This window comes from Mycobacterium sp. pUA109 (assembly GCF_041287095.1).
Taxonomy (GTDB): domain Bacteria; phylum Actinomycetota; class Actinomycetes; order Mycobacteriales; family Mycobacteriaceae; genus Mycobacterium.
Genome location: NZ_JBGGKS010000003.1, coordinates 1 through 17,473, shown reverse-complemented (window position 1 = coordinate 17,473; position 17,473 = coordinate 1). Strand labels below are relative to the sequence as shown.

Sequence of the window (17,473 nt, the reverse complement as noted above, 5' to 3'; positions counted from 1 at the left end):
ACCGCGGACGGCGTGTTGCTCTTGACTCGCGTTACATGTGGCAGAACACTAAGAGACGTGCGCGTAACCCCCAGCGAGATGAAGGCGTACGGCGATGAGTAGAGCCAGTCGATCGTTGATGGATCTGATCGAAACCGCGGTGAAGCGCCACGACGGCGCGTCGGGGCGACGCCTGGCCGAGCTTGCCCAGCACGCCGGTCACGACATTTCCCATGCAACACTCAACCGCCTGCGGCAAGGCACCTACGCATCCCGGCCCACGGACGCCTCGATCCGGGCCATCGCGTATCTGGCCGAAGTTCCCGAAACCGTGGCGTTCGCCGCCGTGGGCGTGCGTCCTCCCGCCGCCGAGCAGTACAAGTTGCCGGCCGAAGCGCAGCGGATGAGCACCCGTCAGCGCCGGGCCCTCGATGAGTTGCTGCGGGCATTCGTCATCGAACAGGCACCACCGGCGGCCCCGAGTTTCGGTGCATTATTGACCGCACGCGATGAGTTGGCGGCGGCACTGCACGCCGAGGGTACCGAACACGGCTCCCTGGCCGAGGCGGCGCGCGCGGTGATCGCGGCGATCGATGACGCCACGGCCGCGCTGTTCAGCGACGTTGAGGACGATCCGGGCGCGTTAGCCGGCGATGAGCAATGGCCACCGGCTGACGGTGCGCCGCCGTCGGTGTGCGCTGTGGGCTAAACGCGGGAGGATCCCGTCGGATGCGGGCCGAGGGAGGGAAAGGCGTTGGTCGTGATACCGGAACTCGGGCCCGACGGAATGTTGCCACCCGGGCGGTATCGGGTGACGCGAGAACAACTGCGGGCCCGCTTTGTTGACGGCCGGGGCCCCACGCGAGCCGAACTGTGGCGGGACTGGGAGGCGGCGACCAACCTGCTGGCGCGCCATGTCCACCTCAACGCCGCCTGGGTGCACGGCCCGTTCCTGTCGCAGGACACCGACCCGCCCGCGGTGCACTGCGTGTACTGGGCCGAAGATTTGGAACTGGACAAAGCGCGCCTCGACGTCGCGGCCGCCAAGTTGTTGCGCGCCTTCTCGCGACCGGGTTATGTTCGACGCCTTCTTGGCATGAAGGTCGATACTGCGCTTGCGGGCTGGCATTGCCAACCAGACCCGCGCAACACCGATGACTACTATGCGCAGTACTGCACGCGCCGTGGCGAGGTCGACGACCTGCTGCAGCGCTTGGCGCTCGGCTCGGCGGGGGCCGCGCCGGCGCGGGCGGATGCGTGGCCGCGGCGCGGCTATGTGGAGGTGATCATCGATGACTACACCTGACGACGAGCTCGATCGGCTGGAGGCGGCGATCCTGGCCGCCATGGATGCCCCCGACATCGATGAACAGATACCGGACTGGACCACCGCCGACGACCTGTCCCGCATCGGCATCCAGGCGTTGATCGATGCCGACCCGTTCGGGCGCACCCTGGCCTCACACGGCAGCATCCGCATCACCGGCGACGGCGTCACCGGCTCCTCAGCCAAGGTCAACGACGTCGCCCGCGTCATGACCGGATTCCAGCGGGTCGCAACAGCGGTCGGTGCCGCACAAATCGGCGACAAAGCGCTGGGCAAACAACCCAACGCCGACGTGCGGCGCCGCACCGACCTGCTGCTGACAGCCGCGCCCGCCGTCGGATCGATCATTTTGACCTTCACCCCGGCCCTGGCCGCGATCGATGAGACCGGCGACCCCGGAATGTTCGCCGAACTCGAATCCGAGGACCAGATGCTCGACACCGCCGTCGGCGCGGCCATCGATGTGTTTACCGCCGGCAACGATATCGGCCCCAGCCCCGACGAATCAGCGTTCGTGCACCAGCTCGGCGCTATGGGCCCGCGCACCGCCTCGGCCGTGCGGGACCTGGCAAAGACTCTGGACCGTGCCGGGTTTGACATCGATATCGACTGGCAACAACCCTCCCGCACTACCCGACGCGTCCGGGTCACCGCCACGGCGGCGGCCTACATGGCCGACGTGGTCGAACATGCCAACCTCGACGAACAGTCGGTGTCCATCGTCGGTGAATACCTCACCGTCAGCGCGGTGAGTTCCTGGCTGGTCCAGCAAGACGGCGGCGACACCGTCACCGTCAAACTCGGCCGCGTCGACCCCAAGCAAACCCGCGGCCTTGCCGTCGGTGATCGCATTCGCATCGGGGCCATCATGAAAATCGAAACCACCCCCGGCGGTAACGCCAAAACCACCTACACCGCACAAACCGTCGAGAAACTCGGCCCGCCTACCTAGCTCAAACCAACGCCGCCAGGTTCATCGCCGAGCGGTCATCGTGCGTCGCCGTTGCGCCCACGCCGCTTGGCCACTATCTGCAGCACGTCCTTAATGTCGTCCTCATTCTCCCGTCGCGCTACAAGGTCGGCGACCGCCCGACGGACGACTTCGGCTTCGGAAGTGCCATCGACAAACGCGATGGCGCGCACAACGTCATGAGCACGTTGCTCAAGCCTGGCATTGACCTGAGGTCTGCGACCAGGGTCGCTCACCACACCAACCGACTCTCCCATGACACGGGGTTGCAGCCCCATCACGACCTGTAGATTATATGCTGTAGCAGGATAGGCCCATTTATCCGTAGCTGGGGGCTATATGGTGACGCGCAAGCGGCCCTGCCATGCAGCGGCAAGCGGTGCGGTGGTGATGGCACCCAGCGCGATCAGGGGTTCTTGCGGGGCACCCAGCACGGTAAACCAGGACTTGTCGGACCTTAGGTCCATCATTTACCCAACAGCGATCCCACCACGGTGGCAAGATCGGCTGATACTTCACCGAGACTTGCCGGGTTCACGATCGATATCGACACATGTCAGGATGGGTCTGTGGCAACTGCACAGGTAGGCGGCATCAGAGCTTTCCGCGCAGAACTGGACCCCCAGTCCGCGGAATTCGTTGATGCCGTCACCGCTGGCCTGCATGGACACCCGGCGCGGATGCAACAGATGCTCGGCCGGGTTTTGCGCCGCCCACCCACGGCGCTGACCACCAACCCCGCCCTGCTGGAAAGTTTGCTTGCCGTGGTATCGACGATTACCGCGCCAGCCGAACCGGCGGCAGTGCGAGACGACGGTAGCCTGTCGCAGTGGTCAGGTCCGCGCCGCGTGCCGGGTCAGCGGTTCATACTGCCGCAAACTGAACCGGACCTGGAACTGCCGGACAGTCTGACCTGGGACAGTGTCGATCCGGTGGATCCCGTGCTGGATCCACCGGTCCACCGGTTGCTGACCGCCGTCATCGAGGAGTACCGCAGCGAATCCCTGAAAACTCTCGGTATCCCTGCCACGCGCACGCTGTTGCTGACCGGTGATCCGGGAACCGGTAAGACCATGACCGCCCGCTGGATCGCCGCGCAGCTGGGCCGTCCACTGCTTCGGCTGGACTTGGCCGCGGTAATGAACAAACAACTCGGTCGAAGCAGCCAAAACCTTGTTGCTGCATTGGAAACAGCCGCTGACACCGATGCTGTACTGTTCATCGACGAGTTCGACGCGGTCGGAAGCGCGCGATCGAGTAGCTCCGATATCGGTGAGGTCCGGCGTCTGGTCAACGTTTTGTTGCTCGCGTTGGAAAGCTGGCCCGAAAACCACTTGCTGATCGGCGCCACCAATCACCCGCAGCTTCTGGATGCGGCGGTGCACCGGCGATTCGAGGTCACAGTGCGCCTGCCCAAACCCGGCAGGGCCGCACGTGAACAAATCTGGCAGAGCCTCGTGCCATCTCTGTCGGATGCGGACGCGGCGATTCTGGCCTCGATGTCCAACGATTGGTCCGGTTCGGATATCGCGACATACGCGCTGCGGATCCGGCGGGCAGCGGGGATGCAAAACCGGGCACCCAAGTTCGACGACGTCCTTGAACTGTTCAGCCAGAACGGTCTCGATTGCGCAGACCAGCCCGGCGTCATCGAGGCACTCGCCGGCCGAGGCTACTCGCAACGCAAGATCGCCTCGGTCGTCGGCGTCAGCCACACCACCGTGCAAAACAAGATCAAAAACCGGCGGTGAACCTAGCGCTGCACCCTAGGCTGGGTCAATGAGCTCCGGGGTGGACGGTGCCTTCGACAATCCACGGATTGAACCGGCGGCCGGGCGCCCACTGCTCGTGCGGGGAGAGACCCTCAAGCTTGCCGTCGACGTGACATCGTCAGCTCGCCGGCAAAAGACGTGGCGGGTATCTATTGAGGATGCCGCGGCCCGCGTTCTCGCCCAAACAGTCACTGCTGCAGAAGCTCTGGCCTCAACACCTGATCGGTACATCGGTGAGCATCCCATTTTGGAGGTCGTGCTCCACGACTACGCGCTGGCCGCGTCGGTGTACCCCCAACGTCTCTTCCGTGACTGCGGATTTGTTCACGTTGGCTCGGCGGTCCAGGACAATGCTCGCACGGTGTACGTCGCTGTCCCCAAGGACGGTCTGGCGACCTTGCAGCAGATCGCGCAAGGTGCTCCCCACGCCATCCAGGAGATCCAGGATGGAATCCAGGCGCTCGACACGATCGCGCTCGCCCATGCTGCGCCGCGCGAACCGTTCGAGTCCCCAGGTGCGGACGGCAGTCTGGTCGAAATTGTCTTGCACGGCCAACCCGACGTCGACGGTGCACCCGCGGCGGCCGGCGCGGCCACCATCGACAGCGTCACCGCTGTGGTTTCCTCGTCAGGAGGGACGATCGAGAATGAGTGGATACGGCGCAACGACACGGCGACCTTCGTACCCGCCAGAATCGATGGGGGCGGTTTGGCAGAAGTGCTCCAACACAACTCGGTCCGGATTTGCCAGCCGATGCCGCGGCTGCGGCAAATACCGGCCCCGATCCCGTCGGGCCAATTGCCGCTCACATTCACTTTGTCTGGTCGCCCACCGCGTAGCGGTGTTCCACCGTTGAAAGTCGCGGTCTTCGACGGGGGCGTCGATGCCGACCGCGACGTGTGGCAGGGCCGGGTCGTCGGATGTGAAATTGGTAGCCCCGTCGCACACGGGAATAGTCGTGCCCACGGCGCACTGGTGACCAGCGCCATGCTCTACGGGCATCTGACGGGCCAGGTGCTGCCACCGCCGGCCAACCTGGACATCACCCACTACGCCGCGATCCCGCAAGAGGGCCGCGAACACGACCTTCAGATGTACTGGTTACTCGACACCATGGAAAAAGTAATCCGCAGCAACGACTTCGACATCGTTCTGGTCTGTATCGGCCCTGACCTAATCGTGACGGACGACCACGTCGACCGTTGGACTTCCACCATAGACCAGCTCTCGTTCGAAGAAGATGTCCTGTTCGTCGTCGCCGCCGGCAACAACGGCGAACTCGACGCCACCACGCGGATGAACCGGGTTCTTGTCCCCGCGGACACCGTCAACGGCATCGCTGTCGGCGCCACTGACAATCCGACCGGGACGACCCGCGCCTCGTACAGTCCCACTGGCCCAGGTCGCACCTCCGCCCAAATCCTGCCTACCGGTGTGGCTTTCGGCGGCGCCGAGTCCGAGCCCTTCATCGCAGTCGACAACGACGCAACCCCACTGCTTTTCCAGGGAACTAGTTGCGCAGCGCCGCTGGTCGTGCACGGATTAGCCAACGCTGCGACACGTCTTGGTCTCGAATACCGCACGCCCACGGTGCTGCGTTGTTGTGCCATTCATTTCGCTGACCGGGCCCGAGGACAGGATCCCGACCATGTCGGGTACGGCCACTTGCCGTCGGATTACCCGGAAATCGACTACACGGCCGCCCATGTCGTGCACGTGCTGTACGAAGGGCAAACCACCCGAGGCGAGGTGGACGTCATGGCCATCCCCATGCCCGACGGGATGGCGGCCCCGGTCAATCTGCGGATCACCGTGGTGTCCACATCGGAAGTGAACCCCAGCGACGCCGGCGACTATGTCGGTGCCGGCCTGAACATCACGTTGCGCCCCGACACGACCGTGTATACGTTTACCTCTCCCATTGACGACAAAGAGAGAAAGTCGCTGAGCCTGACCCGCGATATGCACAAGGTCGCCGAACTGGAGGCGGTCGGGTGGAAGCGATCCGCGCAGCCGGATACGAAAAGCTGGACCGTTCAAAGCAAGACGGAAGCCAATCGCCGTGCCAGTGGCAAGTGGGAGTCGGTGCAAGTCATCAACCACAAGCTCACCACTGCGATGGTGGGGCCACGCATCGAACTGCAGCACCTCTCACGGCAGAGGGCGGTGCTGACCAGGGGAACCCCTCCTCTGAAATGGACGATGCTCGTCACACTCGAGTGCCCGCCCGGCACCGAGCTCTACCAGTCTGTCCGGGCCCAGTTCCCCACGCTGCAACCACATGTCATCACCATCGAACCCGAAACCGGAACCGACATTGAAGCCACTGAGTAACCGATGAACGACAACCGCGTCGCCACAGCCGTCAACGCGATCCGCACCGCGCTGTCTAAGAAGCAACTGGTGCTGATCCTCGGTGCGGGTGTCTCCGCCGCCGCCACGAATGGTCACCGCCTGAGCATGTGGCAGGGGTTGGTAAACGATGCCATCGACCGCTGCGTCGAACTCGGCGAGCGAGACCAAATGTGGGCTGACCGCGCCAAAGCCGACGTCACCAGCCCCTATGACGATGACCTGATCGCCGCGGCGGAGAAAGCGACCAGCGGCCTGGGCGGGCGTACCAACCCGCAGTACCGCCGATGGCTGCGCGATACTGTTGGGGCCCTGCACATCGAAGACACCACCCTGACCGACGTCATCAAGCTCTACGCTGAGCGTGGATCGCTCATCGCGACAACGAACTACGATGACATACCGTCAGAGGCAACGGGATGGCCCGCCGTCGCCTGGCGCGATAACACCACGATCCAGCGGGTCTTTCGTGGTGATGATCACGCGATCATTCACATCCACGGCCACTGGAGGGAACCCGCCTCCGTGGTGTTCGGTTCGTCCTCCTACGCTGACGTTCTCAGCGATCAACACGCCGCTGAGTTCCTCCGATTTTTGGTTTGGGGTAAGACCGTCGTCTTTTGTGGCTTCGGCGCCGGTATGCGTGATCCCAACTTCACCGCTCTGCGCAACTGGCTGCGCACTTACCCGAACAGCGAATACTCACACTACCGACTGGCGCGCAGCTCTGAAGTCCAGACCGCCGAGAGCGAGCACCACGCCGACGAACACATCACAGTGGTGCCATTCGGAGCGACCCACACGGACCTGCCAACGTTCCTCGACGCCATGCTGACCGCCGGCCCATTTCGCGCCATCGACGACACCCAACCACAACGACCGACACCTGCGCCCACGACCAGCGGCGAGACCATCCCGATCGTCATACCGCTCGCGAGCCAGGAAACTCGAAACGAACTGGCCGAGATGGCCGCCCGACTCGCCGCAGTCGCAGCCGTCGCCGTCGATACGTCCAACCCGCTGATTGGCCCTGCGGGGGAAGTCATCGACCCCGCAGTCCGCGACGTATACATCCGATTCCAAAACCTGTTCGCAGACGAAGCCGCGTTCGTCACCAGCGCCGCAGCCGCCTCCGAACTGACCCATGTTCAAGCCGACAGGGCTCTGGGCATCGGCCGGCGACTCACAGCCCTGATCGACGATCCTCCGCCGCGCTGATCTCCGCCGCGCAGACATAGTGGATCTCAGCTTAAAGAACTGTTCCCGGCTAAGCCGGGAGGAGTGATCTGGCCAATCGGTAACGGTCTGCCCGTTCGCGCGCCGCGGCCGGTGGGGGACGTCCTCGAATACCTGACTAAGACCCCGCCGATTGGCGTGACCAGCGGATTTTAGCGGTGTCCTGGACGTCCTCCTGCCACTCTGGACGAGCCGATAGGAGGTGTCGGCCGGTCAGGGAGTGGCGGGTGTGAGTTTAGTTGTCAGCGGTCACGTAATTCCCCAGGTCTGAGGGGTTGTCCGTCACGTAATTCCCCACCTGCCGTCACGTAATTCCCCACCCTGGGGCGTGTCGGGCGGGGGTTGGGGTGCTGCTCAGGTTCGCTCCGTTCAGGTGCCCACCGGGGGGCCTGGAAGGGGCCTGAGGTGGCAAGGAGATCGTGGAACGTGACCGACTTCGTGGAGATGTTCCGACACTGGAACGCGGGCCGATCGCAGGTGCAGATTTATGAGGCACTGGGCATCGACCGTAAGACCATCCGCAAATATTTGGCCCCGGCGCTGGCCGAGGGGCTGCAACCAGCCCCCAACGGGTCGTTCGACGAGGACCTGTGGCGGGCGCGGATCGCGCGTTGGTTCCCTGAACTGGTCGATCCGGCGCTGCGGGCGTTGACCTGGCCGCAGATCGCGGTGCATCACCAGTGGATCGCCGATCAGCTGGCGGTGCCGGTGACGGTGGCCACCATCGCCCAACGGTTGCGCGACGACCGCCACGTCGAAGTGTCGGAATCGACGGTACGCCGTTACATAACAACAACATTCACCGACAGACGCCTCGAAGGAAAGGTCACCGTGCCGCGAGGTGGGGTCGAACCCGGAAGCGAAGCCCAGATTGACTACGGCAAGCTGGGCATGTGGTTGGACCCTGACTCGTGTCGGCGACGTATGAAAACTGACCCCGTGTCGACGCCTGAATTTTGACCCCCTTCGACGGACTCTCGGCTTTGAGCCGAGAGGAGAAGGGAGTTGTTGTCAGTGGAGGACTGGGCTGAGATCCGCAGGTTGCATCGAGCGGAGGGGTTGCCGATCAAGACGATCGCGCGGACGTTGAAGATCTCGAAGAACACGGTGCGTTCAGCGCTGGCGTCGGAGGCGCCGCCGAAGTATGTGCGTAAGCCGATGGGGTCGGCGGTGGATGCGTTCGAGGACGCGATCCGTGAGCAGCTCAAGGCAGTGCCGACGATGCCGGCCACGGTGATCGCCGAGCGGGTCGGCTGGACGCGCGGGATGACGGTGTTCAAAGAACGCGTGCGTGAGTTGCGGCCGGCGTATTTGCCGCCGGACCCGGCCAGCCGCACGACGTATGAGGTTGGCGATATCGCGCAGTGTGACCTGTGGTTCCCGCCGGTCACGATCCCGGTCGGATACGGCCAGAGGCGCTCGCCGATGCAGTTGCCGGTGCTGACGATGGTGTGCGGTTATTCGCGGTGGCTTTCAGCGCTGCTGATCCCCAGCCGGGGCGCTGAGGATCTGTTCGCCGGCTGGTGGCAACTGATCAGCGGGCTGGGCGCGGTCCCGCGCACCCTGGTCTGGGACGGCGAAGGGGCGATTGGGCGGTGGCGATCCGGGCGGATCGAACTCACCGGGGATTGCCAGGCATTCCGCGGGGTGTTGGGCGCCAAGGTGGTGGTGCTCAAACCTCGAGAGCCCGAGCACAAGGGCATCATCGAGCGAGCCCACGACTATTTGGAGCGGTCATTTCTGCCCGGCCGGTCTTTTAGCGGGCCGGGGGATTTCAACCACCAACTGCAGCAATGGCTGGCGCTGGTCAACAACCGGACCCGCCGGGTATTGGGGTGCGCTCCGACCGACCGCATCGGCGCCGATCGCCAAGCCATGCTCACGCTGCCGCCGGTGGCACCGGCCACCGGATGGCGCTCAGGCACCCGGCTGGCGCGCGATCACTACATCCGGTTGGACTCCAACGATTACTCGGTGCATCCAGGCGTGATCGGGCGGCGCATCGAGGTCGTCGCCGACCTCGATCGTGTCCGGGTGTTCTGCGGGGGCAAGGTGGTCGCTGACCACGAGCGGGTGTGGGCTAGGCATCAGACGATCACCGACCCCGAGCACCGCGACGCAGCCGATATGTTGCGCCGCCACCGCATCGGCGCCCTGCGCCCGGTGCGCGAGTCCGATAACCACACGGCAGTCGAGCAACGGTCGTTGACCGACTACGACACCGCGTTGGGGATCGACCTGGGCGAAGGCGGGCTGGTGTCATGACCACCAAAACCACCTCGAGTACTGCGCGGACCTCGTCGACCAACCGCGACCTGACCGCCGAGATCAGTTTCCTCACCCGGGACCGTCACCGGTCTCGAAGTCGCCGTGGAACCGTGGCCCCTGCTGGAGACGCTTTTGGAACGCACGCTGCGGGCCTTCGCGCATGTCAACAACGGCGGGTACGAGTTCGCGCCAAAACAAAAGCATCCCGTTCTGACACACCAAAATCCTGCCGACCCAGCAAGCGCGGTGCACGACCGGTCAGTTGAGCCCGATGGGCTACTGATGCGCAACTTTCTCCCCGCGATCTCCTTTGAGGCCAAGTACACGGCCAGCACATCGCTGCCAGAGCGCGCGCACATGTTTCAAGCGTTGACGACTGCCGCGGCGTTGGGGACCTCGCTGGCAGTGCTGGTTTACCCGGGCGACGAGCCGCCACGGATTTATGACGTCCGTGGGTTCATGGGAGCCCCCAGGCACCTCGCCACAATCGGGCTATCAATGTTCACCTACTCCCGTCCGGGCGGAGACATCGACCGTGCCGGACAGATCGCCGCCCTGCTGGATGAAGTCGCCAGGCGAGGCGGACCCGCCCACATTGGGACGCTACAAGGTGTAGTCAGTCACTGACTGCGGCGGCGCCGTGGCCCCGGTCCGTGCTCGACCAGCCTGATTTCGGCGACGTCCTCTTGCCCGGTCGCCTTACGGAGGGTCACGGTCCGGTAGTGCTTGAGCAAGCGGGCCAGCGTTGAGGGGTTGTCGGAGTGACCCGTCACAATCGCAGCCATGAGCTCTCGACGATTCGTGTTCAGCCCGGCGTCATTGGCGACCTCGACAAGACGGTCAAGCATGTTGTCCACCGCGATCGGCCACCGCAGACCCGGCTGCTTGTCGCGGCTGTCACACAGCTTTTCCCCAGGTGAAACGGTGTGTCGGTGCCGCTGAGTCATAGCCATCACCTAGCATCTAACATATGTTTGTCATACGTATTTTGGGTTCATTCACCCGGTCGAGCCATACCGGGCCGGCTCAGGGACGAGCATGACAGACACCGGGGTCATCCTCAACTGGCCCAACAAGGACAAGACGCTCATCGCTCATGGCGAACGGGCCTACACATGGACCGACAAGCCTGTCGATTCCAAACCGCTCACCGAAATCGCGGTCCTCGGAGAACCCTCGCCGCAACCGAACATGGTGGTGTGCGGCGACGGCCTCGATGCGCTCAACGCCATGGCGGCCGCAGGCGCCATCGCGCCTGACACGGTTCGGCTGGTTTACATCGACCCACCGTTCAACACGGGGCACACCTTCGGTGACTACGCCGATGCACTCGACAGTGCCATGTGGTTATCGCTGCTGCGCGACCGGCTCGAAGCGCTCAAACCATTCCTCGCCGCGGACGCCAGCATCTGGGTCCACCTTGACGATAGTGAGAACCACCGCGCCAGATGTGTGATGGACGAGGTGTTTGGCACCGACGCGTTCGTCACGAGCATTGTGTGGCAGAAGCGAACCACCAGGGAATCCCGCGCTGCATTCTCAACCAACCACGACCACCTGATGGTGTATGCGCCAGCGGGTCCCCGCGCATGGAAAAAGCGGCGCAATCTCCTCACCAAAGATGCCTCCCAGTTATCCAACCGGGACCAAGACCCACGCGGTCCCTGGGCCGACGCGCCATTTACCGCTCCCGGCTATCGTGCGAACCAACAGTACGAAATCATTAACCCAGCCGGCCGCGTGCTACGGCCACCACGCGGCCGTAGCTGGTATGCGACCGAACCTACCTATCTTCAACTCCTCGAGGAGGATCGGATTTGGTTCTCGCGTGGCGGCGCTGGAAACCCGCGCCTGAAGCTCTTCGCGCACCAGATCCGAGGCCTCGTACCGTTCTCCGTCTGGGGCGCCGCCGAAACCGGCACTAATGACGACGCCAAACGACACCTACAGACGCTGTTCCCCGGTGCCGGGAATGTGTTCGCGACACCCAAACCAGAAGAGCTCCTCGAGCGAGTTATCCACATCAGTACCGACCCAGGCGAACTCGTCGTCGACCTGTTCGCGGGGTCAGGAACGACGGCCACCGCTGCTCATAAGATGGGTCGGCGATGGATCGCTGTGGAGCGCTCCATCGCCACCGCCCAAAACATCCTCGCCCCCCGTTTATCGATGGTCGTCCACGGTGACGACGCTGCGGGCATCACCGGTCAGTACCAGTGGTCCGGCGGTGGGGGATTCAAGGTGATGCAGGCAAAGCCCTCACGGGGCCGAGTACGCGCGGTGCGTATCGGGGCGAGTAACGCCCCTGCCGCGTCGCCGAGGCGACGCAAGCCCAGAAAAGCCTCTTAACCGCCCCGCCGTCCCCAGCATCCTGCTGTCACTTCTTTCGACGTCGCGCTGGCGCTGTTGGTAAGCCGCGTGGTGTGCCCGGCATCGGCTGGCAGCGGCATCATGTGCACTAGCCAGTGTCGCCGCCGTGCGCGATGACAGGGTGGGCGGGTGGGCATCGATGAGGGCATCGTCCAGACCCACAGCGAACACGAGGTCCCGGCGGCGATGAGCAGCCAGGCCGCCTGCGCGGTTTCCCTAGCCGCACCCGCCACCGGGCATAGATTCCGGGCTCATCCCAATCAACGGTGTACCGCCGGTCTCCGGCAGGGCACTGGCGATGTAGTTGGTGAGGTTGCGCAAACCGAATGCGCTGCCGCGGAGGTGTTCGAGGCGGCCGTTGAGGGCCTCGGTGGGTCCGTTGCTGGTGCCGGGTCGGTCGAAGTTAGGCCGGTACGTCGCGGCTCGCTTCTTCAGGGTGACGGGATGTCGGCCGTCTGTCGGCAGCCACCGGCGGCCTGAGAAGTCATCCGGTCAGGACGGGGTCCAGCAGGAGGTCAGTGAGTTCTCGGCCAGCCTGGTCAGCTCCGCTCGGGTCAGGTCCAGGGCGGCGGCGCTGGCCAGGTAGTTGTCGGCGACGTAGCCACCGAAGAACGGCGGGTCGTCGGAGTTGAGGGTGACCATCACACCGGCGTCGAGCAGGCGCTTGAGCGGGTGGGCGCCGAGCGCGGGCACGACCTTGAGCGCCACGTTGGACAGCGGGCACATGGTCAGCGGCACGCCGAGATCGGCCACCCGGCGTATGAGCGCCGGGTCGTCGGCCACCGCGACACCGTGGTCGATGCGCTCGACGCCGAGCTCCAACGCTTCCAGCACGTAGGAGGCGGGGCCGTCCTCGCCGGCGTGGATCGTGGTCCGGTAGCCGCGGCGCTGCGCCTCAGCGAAGAAGCGGGCGAACTTCGAAGGTGGGTTGCCTCGCTCGGCTGAGCCCATCCCGATGCCGATGACGTGCCCGCGCCACGGCTCGATCAGGTCGAGCAGTTCTAGGGCGGTGGACTCCGCTCGGTGGCGCTGGGCAGTGCAGATCAGCCGGGCATCGATGCCCCATTCCTCGCCGGCCTCGCGGAAGGCGGCGAGCACGCCGTCGAGGACGACGCCGATCGGCACGCCGGCGTCGAGGAAGGTCTGCGACCCCACGAAGACCTCTGCCCGGGTGACGCCGTCGGCATGGGCATGGCGCAGGTAGTCCATGGCGAGGTCAAAGAAGTCCTGCCGCTGCCGCAGCGTGCCCGCCACCCGGAATAGCACCTCGAGGAAGGCCGGCAGGTCAGCGAAGTCGTAGGCCGCCCGCAGCTGCTCTTCGCTTGCCCACGGCAGGTTCACCCCGTTGCGACGCGCACAGGCCAACGCGGTGGCGGGCTCTAGGGTGCCCTCGAGATGTACGTGGAGCTCGGCCTTCGGCAGCGATCGGATGAAGACCACGTCGATGTCGGGGTCCATGTCGGCGGTGCTCACCGCGGCAGCCTAGCCGGGAGACGCCGGCGCTATCGATGCCGGTCACGGCGTCCGGCATCGGCCACCACAGCAGCGCGGCAGCGCCCTCGGGTTGCGCAACTGACCAACCATCTCGCCCGATCCCTGCTGGAGACCGCCGGCCTCGGAGCGCAACTACACCCTCGTCTGGGAAGCCAGATTCCGTGCTTGCGGCGAGTAACGCGTCGCGAACCGCCCTGTTCAGCTAATCCAGGCGATGTCTTCGTGACCTTCCGATTCGCGCGCGGCCAGTCGCTTAAGGAGGTCACTGAGGTCGACATCATGGGGTTGCCGGGGCCGGCGATAATGGTGGCGGGCCTCGTCGTAGCTATCAGGACACCCGAACTTGTGTAACCGTAGGCACGATTTGGGCCAGCGTGACTCCAACACACAGTCCAGATCGATCACGTGATGAGTGCGCCGCTGGACCGCGAACCTGTTGCCCGCGAAGCTCTCATCGGTGGGGAACATGCCAACATCAAACAAGTGCCAGCCGCCGTAGACGGTGCGTAACCACACCGTGTCCTTGCCGCAGTGCTTACATGGAGCCACGGTCGATGGCCCCGCACTTGAGTACGCCACCCCCACATTATGAACACCTGGGGCGGCAGGGCTGCGAGGCTGTCGCTTGCTCCTTGCATTGCACCCAAACGTATTGACACTCATCGGGCATGGACTATTTGGACCAAGCCGGAATGATCCTGTATGCGCTCAAGAAGGTTCTGCAAGAGCGCCAAAAACTACATGGCAGCAGCTCCCCGACCGACGATGAGTAGTTGACCATCAACCGGGCGATCGCTGCAACCGGATTCAAGGTCGGCGAGCCGTGGTCGATGTCGGGTATGCACGAATGGCAAGCCACGCTTGAGCACGCACTCACCCCGCCGTACTAGCGTGACCGCGCAGGTCGGGCCAAAGAACCCAGCTGTGCGGAACTGCCGGCAATAGCGATATCGGATAGGGGCTTTGCCGACTGCACCGGACGCGCTGTTGTCGACGGCCCGAAGATCTTCGGCTGACGGACGTGGGGCTCTCGCCGGTTTAGCATTCGTCTTTCAGTTTGCGCCCGCCGATGCAGTGCAGATGGAAGTGGAGAACTGTCTGATTCGCGTCTGGTCCGGTGTTAGTAACTAGGCGAAATCCGGTGTCGGCGATGCTCTTCTCGCGTGCCAGTTTGGCCGCGATGGCGAAAAGTCGGCCAGCAAGAGCGGCGTCATCATCCGTGAGATGCAAGGCGCTTGGAACATGCTCGTTCGGGATGACCAGGAAGTGCACAGGGCCGAGGTAGAACGGCATCTGCGGTGGCACATCGATGGCAAACACGAGGTCGTCCTCGTAGAGCTTGGGGACGGCTAGGGTGCCATCGCGGATCCGGCAAAGGAGGCAGCTGTCGCTCATCGGTCACCTCTACGGCAGTGGTCAGCCGGGGTCAACGGTCTGTTGGGCTAGGCGGGCCAAATATTGCGTGGTGGGGAACAGCTCGACCGCGATGTCTGGGTCGGGAATGGCTCGACGCAGAAACGCTCGATGCCGCTCGATGTCGGCCGGGTTTGCGCCGGCATGCTCGAGATATCCGGGCACGCATTGCTCGAAGCCGAGCGCGGTCAGTGTCTTGGCTTCCGGAAGCGCCGAGACGGGCTGGACCCGGTCGCTACGTTCGATGGCGAAACCGGCGGCGCGAAGCAGGCTGGGGGTGTGATCGAAGATGTCGTAGGAAACGCCGCGGGCTCGGCCCAGCGCAAACCACCACTGCCGCCACAGGTCTGCTGCTGGATCGTCACCGGGCACAAACCGTAGAGCCCCGATATCTGACATCTCGAGCAGCAAGGCGCCCTCGGCGGTGAGCATGCGCCGCATCGCGTCGATCGCGGCTGCCGCGTCGGTGACGTGCATCAGCAGAAAGCGGCTATACACCCAGTCGACCGACCCGGCTTTCAGCGGCGCCTCCTCGATACGGGCGTGGACGAACCGCACCTGCGGCAGAGCGCCGAGAGCGCCGCGGGCGATATCGAGTTGCTCGGCCGAGGCATCAACCGCGTACACCACGCCGTCGGGTCCGACCCGCTCGGCCAGCCACCGGGTCATGCTGCCGTGTCCGCATCCGATTTCAGCGACGGTGTCGCCTAATGCGATGCCTGCCGATTCGCAGAACGCGCGTGAACTCGGGTTGTAGAACCGGTCCACCAAGGCCAGTCGGGCCGCGTCGTGGTCCCCGACCGCCATGCTGTAGGTCGTCATCGCTTCTTGTCCGATCATTCGACGAGGTCATCGTGTGGCGGTCGGATACCACCGTTGCTAAAGGTGGGCAGCCAGTGCGTGAAGGCGGGCAAGGAGTTTGTCGGGTCTCCCTGCCAGGGAAGCGCCAACAGTTGTGCGACACTGCGTCGTCCGCCCAGGGCGCGTAGTGCCTCGAAATCGGAGATGCTGAGTGCGACCTGGCCAGGCGCGGTGTGCGGGTCGCCGAGATGCACTGATCCGAGTGTGGGGGTGGTCAGCCGCAGCGCCGGCAACCCTGCTTCCCGGTTGATCAGGTCGCCCATCGTGGTCAAGAAGCCCAGGGCGGCTTCGAACGGGAGATCGCCTGCGCGCGATCCCGGTTGACCGAGTGCCCCGCGAATGTCGTGCTCGTGCGTGAGCGTATCGAAGACCAGCTGGCATGCCGATTCTTGGAAAGCGAGTCTGGCTGTCACCGGGTCGATCATCTGTCCCCACAGGTCAAGCAACTCGTCGACGCTGTTCCCACCGAGGCGATCGACCTGGGCCTGCACCCAGGAGTCGGCGGCCTTTCCCTCCATGTTGAGTGCAAGGATGTCTTGTGCAACCCCGGCGAGGTGGGCAACTATCTGGCGCACAGTCCAATCAGGACAGGCCGGCACCGGTAGCTCGGCGACCCCGGCGCGGCCACGTAGCGGCGCGTCGATGCGTTCGTAGACCAGGCGGTAGGCCGCCGCGGCGTCGGAGATCGGCAGCAGTCGGGGCGCTCGGGGGTCGTCAACTCGGGGGTCGTCAAATGGCCTATCGGTCATGGCGGCTGGTCCTTCCGTGTTTGGTCGCGGGTCCGGTTTCCAAGCCGTGCTCGCCCGAGAGCGCGCCACGCTGCTGCCCCCATTGATCACCGGCCTGAGCAGGTGGTTGAGTCCTGCGGTAGCGCACGTTGGCAGCCAGGATGCGCGGCAGCAGCCGGGGGTCTTGCAGCCGCGCCGGCGGGTCGATGAGATTTGTGACGCGCAAGAAGCGTTCGGCTACGGCGGTGTCATGTGCGGCGGCGTTCAACGCTGCCCCGGCGATGCGGTGGCGGAGTTTCTGCGGCATCGACTGATGGCGCGGAGGCGACAGGACGCGGTCACTGGCTCGGTTTGCGGCCCACGTCGAAGCCAGATAGGCGCTGGCTGCGCAGAAGAAGCGTTGCGCCAGCTCGGTGTCGCCGCCGCGCAGACAGTCGCGCAGCGTGAGCGCCTGAAGTGCCGCGATCGTCATCCCTTGTCCGTAGATCGGGTTGAGGCTGCACAGCGCATCACCCATCACCAGCAAACCGTTCGGAAACCTCGGCATCTGCTCATAGCGTCGCCACACCGCCGCCGGGTTGTGAAATACCGCGATCGGCTCCTGAGGTTGGGCACTGCGCAGCGGGACCTGTGTGAATAGGTGTTGAAAACTCTAGTGGATGGCCGGCCGTGGGCGGCGTGCGGCCGAACGGGCATGTCGAC

The 17,473-nt window shown here is 64.5% G+C and carries 17 protein-coding genes and 1 pseudogene; 10 read left to right on the top strand and 8 right to left on the bottom strand.

Features of this window, described 5'->3' with window-relative positions:
• Positions 1 to 94 precede the first annotated feature (94 nt).
• The 3 genes from ACAG26_RS04075 (at position 95) to ACAG26_RS04065 (ending at position 2,258) form a co-directional block, all read left to right on the top strand.
• Positions 95 to 688 (top strand): hypothetical protein, encoded by a 594-nt coding sequence (locus ACAG26_RS04075; RefSeq protein WP_370479699.1) that lies wholly within the window; start codon positions 95 to 97, stop codon positions 686 to 688.
• A 102-nt stretch (positions 689 to 790) separates the two neighbouring features.
• Positions 791 to 1,285, top strand: coding sequence for a hypothetical protein (locus ACAG26_RS04070; protein ID WP_370479697.1), 495 nt, complete (start codon positions 791 to 793; stop codon positions 1,283 to 1,285).
• Entirely contained in the window at positions 1,272 to 2,258 is a 987-nt protein-coding gene (locus ACAG26_RS04065; RefSeq protein WP_370479695.1) for a hypothetical protein, read from the top strand. Before ACAG26_RS04070 ends, ACAG26_RS04065 begins: the two co-directional genes overlap by 14 nt.
• 35 nt (positions 2,259 to 2,293) lie before the next feature.
• Here ACAG26_RS04065 and ACAG26_RS04060 read toward each other — a convergent pair whose 3' ends face one another.
• A complete protein-coding gene (locus ACAG26_RS04060; RefSeq protein WP_370479692.1) occupies positions 2,294 to 2,557 on the bottom strand; it encodes a hypothetical protein in 264 nt (87 codons plus the stop codon).
• A gap of 288 nt (positions 2,558 to 2,845) precedes the next feature.
• Between ACAG26_RS04060 and ACAG26_RS04055 the strand changes: the two genes are divergently transcribed.
• From ACAG26_RS04055 to ACAG26_RS04030, 6 genes are all read left to right on the top strand, one after another.
• On the top strand, positions 2,846 to 4,027 hold the full coding sequence (locus ACAG26_RS04055; protein ID WP_370479690.1) for an AAA family ATPase: 1,182 nt from the start codon (positions 2,846 to 2,848) through the stop codon (positions 4,025 to 4,027).
• Between the two features lie 28 nt (positions 4,028 to 4,055).
• A complete protein-coding gene (locus tag ACAG26_RS04050) occupies positions 4,056 to 6,383 on the top strand; it encodes a S8 family serine peptidase (RefSeq protein ID WP_370479688.1) in 2,328 nt (775 codons plus the stop codon).
• Between the two features lie 3 nt (positions 6,384 to 6,386).
• On the top strand, positions 6,387 to 7,619 hold the full coding sequence (locus tag ACAG26_RS04045; RefSeq protein WP_370479685.1) for an SIR2 family protein: 1,233 nt from the start codon (positions 6,387 to 6,389) through the stop codon (positions 7,617 to 7,619).
• A gap of 444 nt (positions 7,620 to 8,063) precedes the next feature.
• Positions 8,064 to 8,597: a hypothetical protein gene (locus ACAG26_RS04040; protein WP_370479683.1), complete on the top strand. Its 534-nt coding sequence runs from the start codon at positions 8,064 to 8,066 to the stop codon at positions 8,595 to 8,597.
• A gap of 45 nt (positions 8,598 to 8,642) precedes the next feature.
• Complete coding sequence (gene istA / locus ACAG26_RS04035; protein ID WP_105369391.1) at positions 8,643 to 9,902, top strand: IS21 family transposase; 1,260 nt, start codon at positions 8,643 to 8,645, stop codon at positions 9,900 to 9,902.
• A gap of 135 nt (positions 9,903 to 10,037) precedes the next feature.
• A complete protein-coding gene (locus ACAG26_RS04030) occupies positions 10,038 to 10,532 on the top strand; it encodes a hypothetical protein (RefSeq protein WP_370479679.1) in 495 nt (164 codons plus the stop codon).
• Here the strand turns inward: ACAG26_RS04030 and ACAG26_RS04025 are convergent.
• Positions 10,526 to 10,852 carry a hypothetical protein gene (locus ACAG26_RS04025; RefSeq protein ID WP_370479677.1) on the bottom strand — a complete coding sequence of 109 codons (327 nt, stop codon included), beginning with the start codon at positions 10,850 to 10,852 and terminating at the stop codon, positions 10,526 to 10,528. The genes ACAG26_RS04030 and ACAG26_RS04025 overlap by 7 nt on opposite strands.
• Positions 10,853 to 10,943: 91 nt before the next feature.
• Here ACAG26_RS04025 and ACAG26_RS04020 point away from each other — a divergent pair, with 91 nt between their 5' ends.
• Complete coding sequence (locus ACAG26_RS04020; protein WP_370479674.1) at positions 10,944 to 12,254, top strand: site-specific DNA-methyltransferase; 1,311 nt, start codon at positions 10,944 to 10,946, stop codon at positions 12,252 to 12,254.
• Between the two features lie 237 nt (positions 12,255 to 12,491).
• Here ACAG26_RS04020 and ACAG26_RS04015 read toward each other — a convergent pair.
• From ACAG26_RS04015 to ACAG26_RS03990, 6 genes and pseudogenes are all read right to left on the bottom strand, one after another.
• Positions 12,492 to 12,713 (bottom strand): annotated as a pseudogene (locus tag ACAG26_RS04015) (transposase); the annotation flags it as partial.
• Between the two features lie 54 nt (positions 12,714 to 12,767).
• Positions 12,768 to 13,748 (bottom strand): adenosine deaminase, encoded by a 981-nt coding sequence (gene add, locus ACAG26_RS04010; RefSeq protein ID WP_370479672.1) that lies wholly within the window; start codon positions 13,746 to 13,748, stop codon positions 12,768 to 12,770.
• A 1,059-nt stretch (positions 13,749 to 14,807) separates the two neighbouring features.
• On the bottom strand, positions 14,808 to 15,164 hold the full coding sequence (locus ACAG26_RS04005; RefSeq protein ID WP_370479669.1) for an HIT domain-containing protein: 357 nt from the start codon (positions 15,162 to 15,164) through the stop codon (positions 14,808 to 14,810).
• Positions 15,165 to 15,185: 21 nt separating this feature from the next.
• The gene (locus ACAG26_RS04000) at positions 15,186 to 16,022 is read right to left on the bottom strand and encodes a class I SAM-dependent methyltransferase (protein ID WP_370479667.1); all 837 of its coding nucleotides are present in this window, start codon (positions 16,020 to 16,022) and stop codon (positions 15,186 to 15,188) included.
• Positions 16,019 to 16,792: a maleylpyruvate isomerase family mycothiol-dependent enzyme gene (locus tag ACAG26_RS03995; protein WP_370479664.1), complete on the bottom strand. Its 774-nt coding sequence runs from the start codon at positions 16,790 to 16,792 to the stop codon at positions 16,019 to 16,021. The genes ACAG26_RS04000 and ACAG26_RS03995 overlap by 4 nt, the downstream gene beginning before the upstream one ends.
• On the bottom strand, positions 16,782 to 17,339 hold the full coding sequence (locus ACAG26_RS03990) for a hypothetical protein (RefSeq protein ID WP_370479662.1): 558 nt from the start codon (positions 17,337 to 17,339) through the stop codon (positions 16,782 to 16,784). Before ACAG26_RS03990 ends, ACAG26_RS03995 begins: the two co-directional genes overlap by 11 nt.
• Positions 17,340 to 17,473: the final 134 nt, after the last annotated feature.

Coding starts and splice junctions, on each gene's coding strand:
- ACAG26_RS04075 (WP_370479699.1), top strand. CDS start 95: ATGAGTAGAGCCAGTCGATCGTTGATGGATCTGATCGAAACCGCGGTG.
- ACAG26_RS04065 (WP_370479695.1), top strand. CDS start 1,272: ATGACTACACCTGACGACGAGCTCGATCGGCTGGAGGCGGCGATCCTG.
- ACAG26_RS04050 (WP_370479688.1), top strand. CDS start 4,056: ATGAGCTCCGGGGTGGACGGTGCCTTCGACAATCCACGGATTGAACCG.
- ACAG26_RS04045 (WP_370479685.1), top strand. CDS start 6,387: ATGAACGACAACCGCGTCGCCACAGCCGTCAACGCGATCCGCACCGCG.
- ACAG26_RS04025 (WP_370479677.1), bottom strand. CDS start 10,852: ATGACTCAGCGGCACCGACACACCGTTTCACCTGGGGAAAAGCTGTGT.
- ACAG26_RS04020 (WP_370479674.1), top strand. CDS start 10,944: ATGACAGACACCGGGGTCATCCTCAACTGGCCCAACAAGGACAAGACG.
- ACAG26_RS04005 (WP_370479669.1), bottom strand. CDS start 15,164: ATGAGCGACAGCTGCCTCCTTTGCCGGATCCGCGATGGCACCCTAGCC.
- ACAG26_RS04000 (WP_370479667.1), bottom strand. CDS start 16,022: ATGATCGGACAAGAAGCGATGACGACCTACAGCATGGCGGTCGGGGAC.
- ACAG26_RS03995 (WP_370479664.1), bottom strand. CDS start 16,792: ATGACCGATAGGCCATTTGACGACCCCCGAGTTGACGACCCCCGAGCG.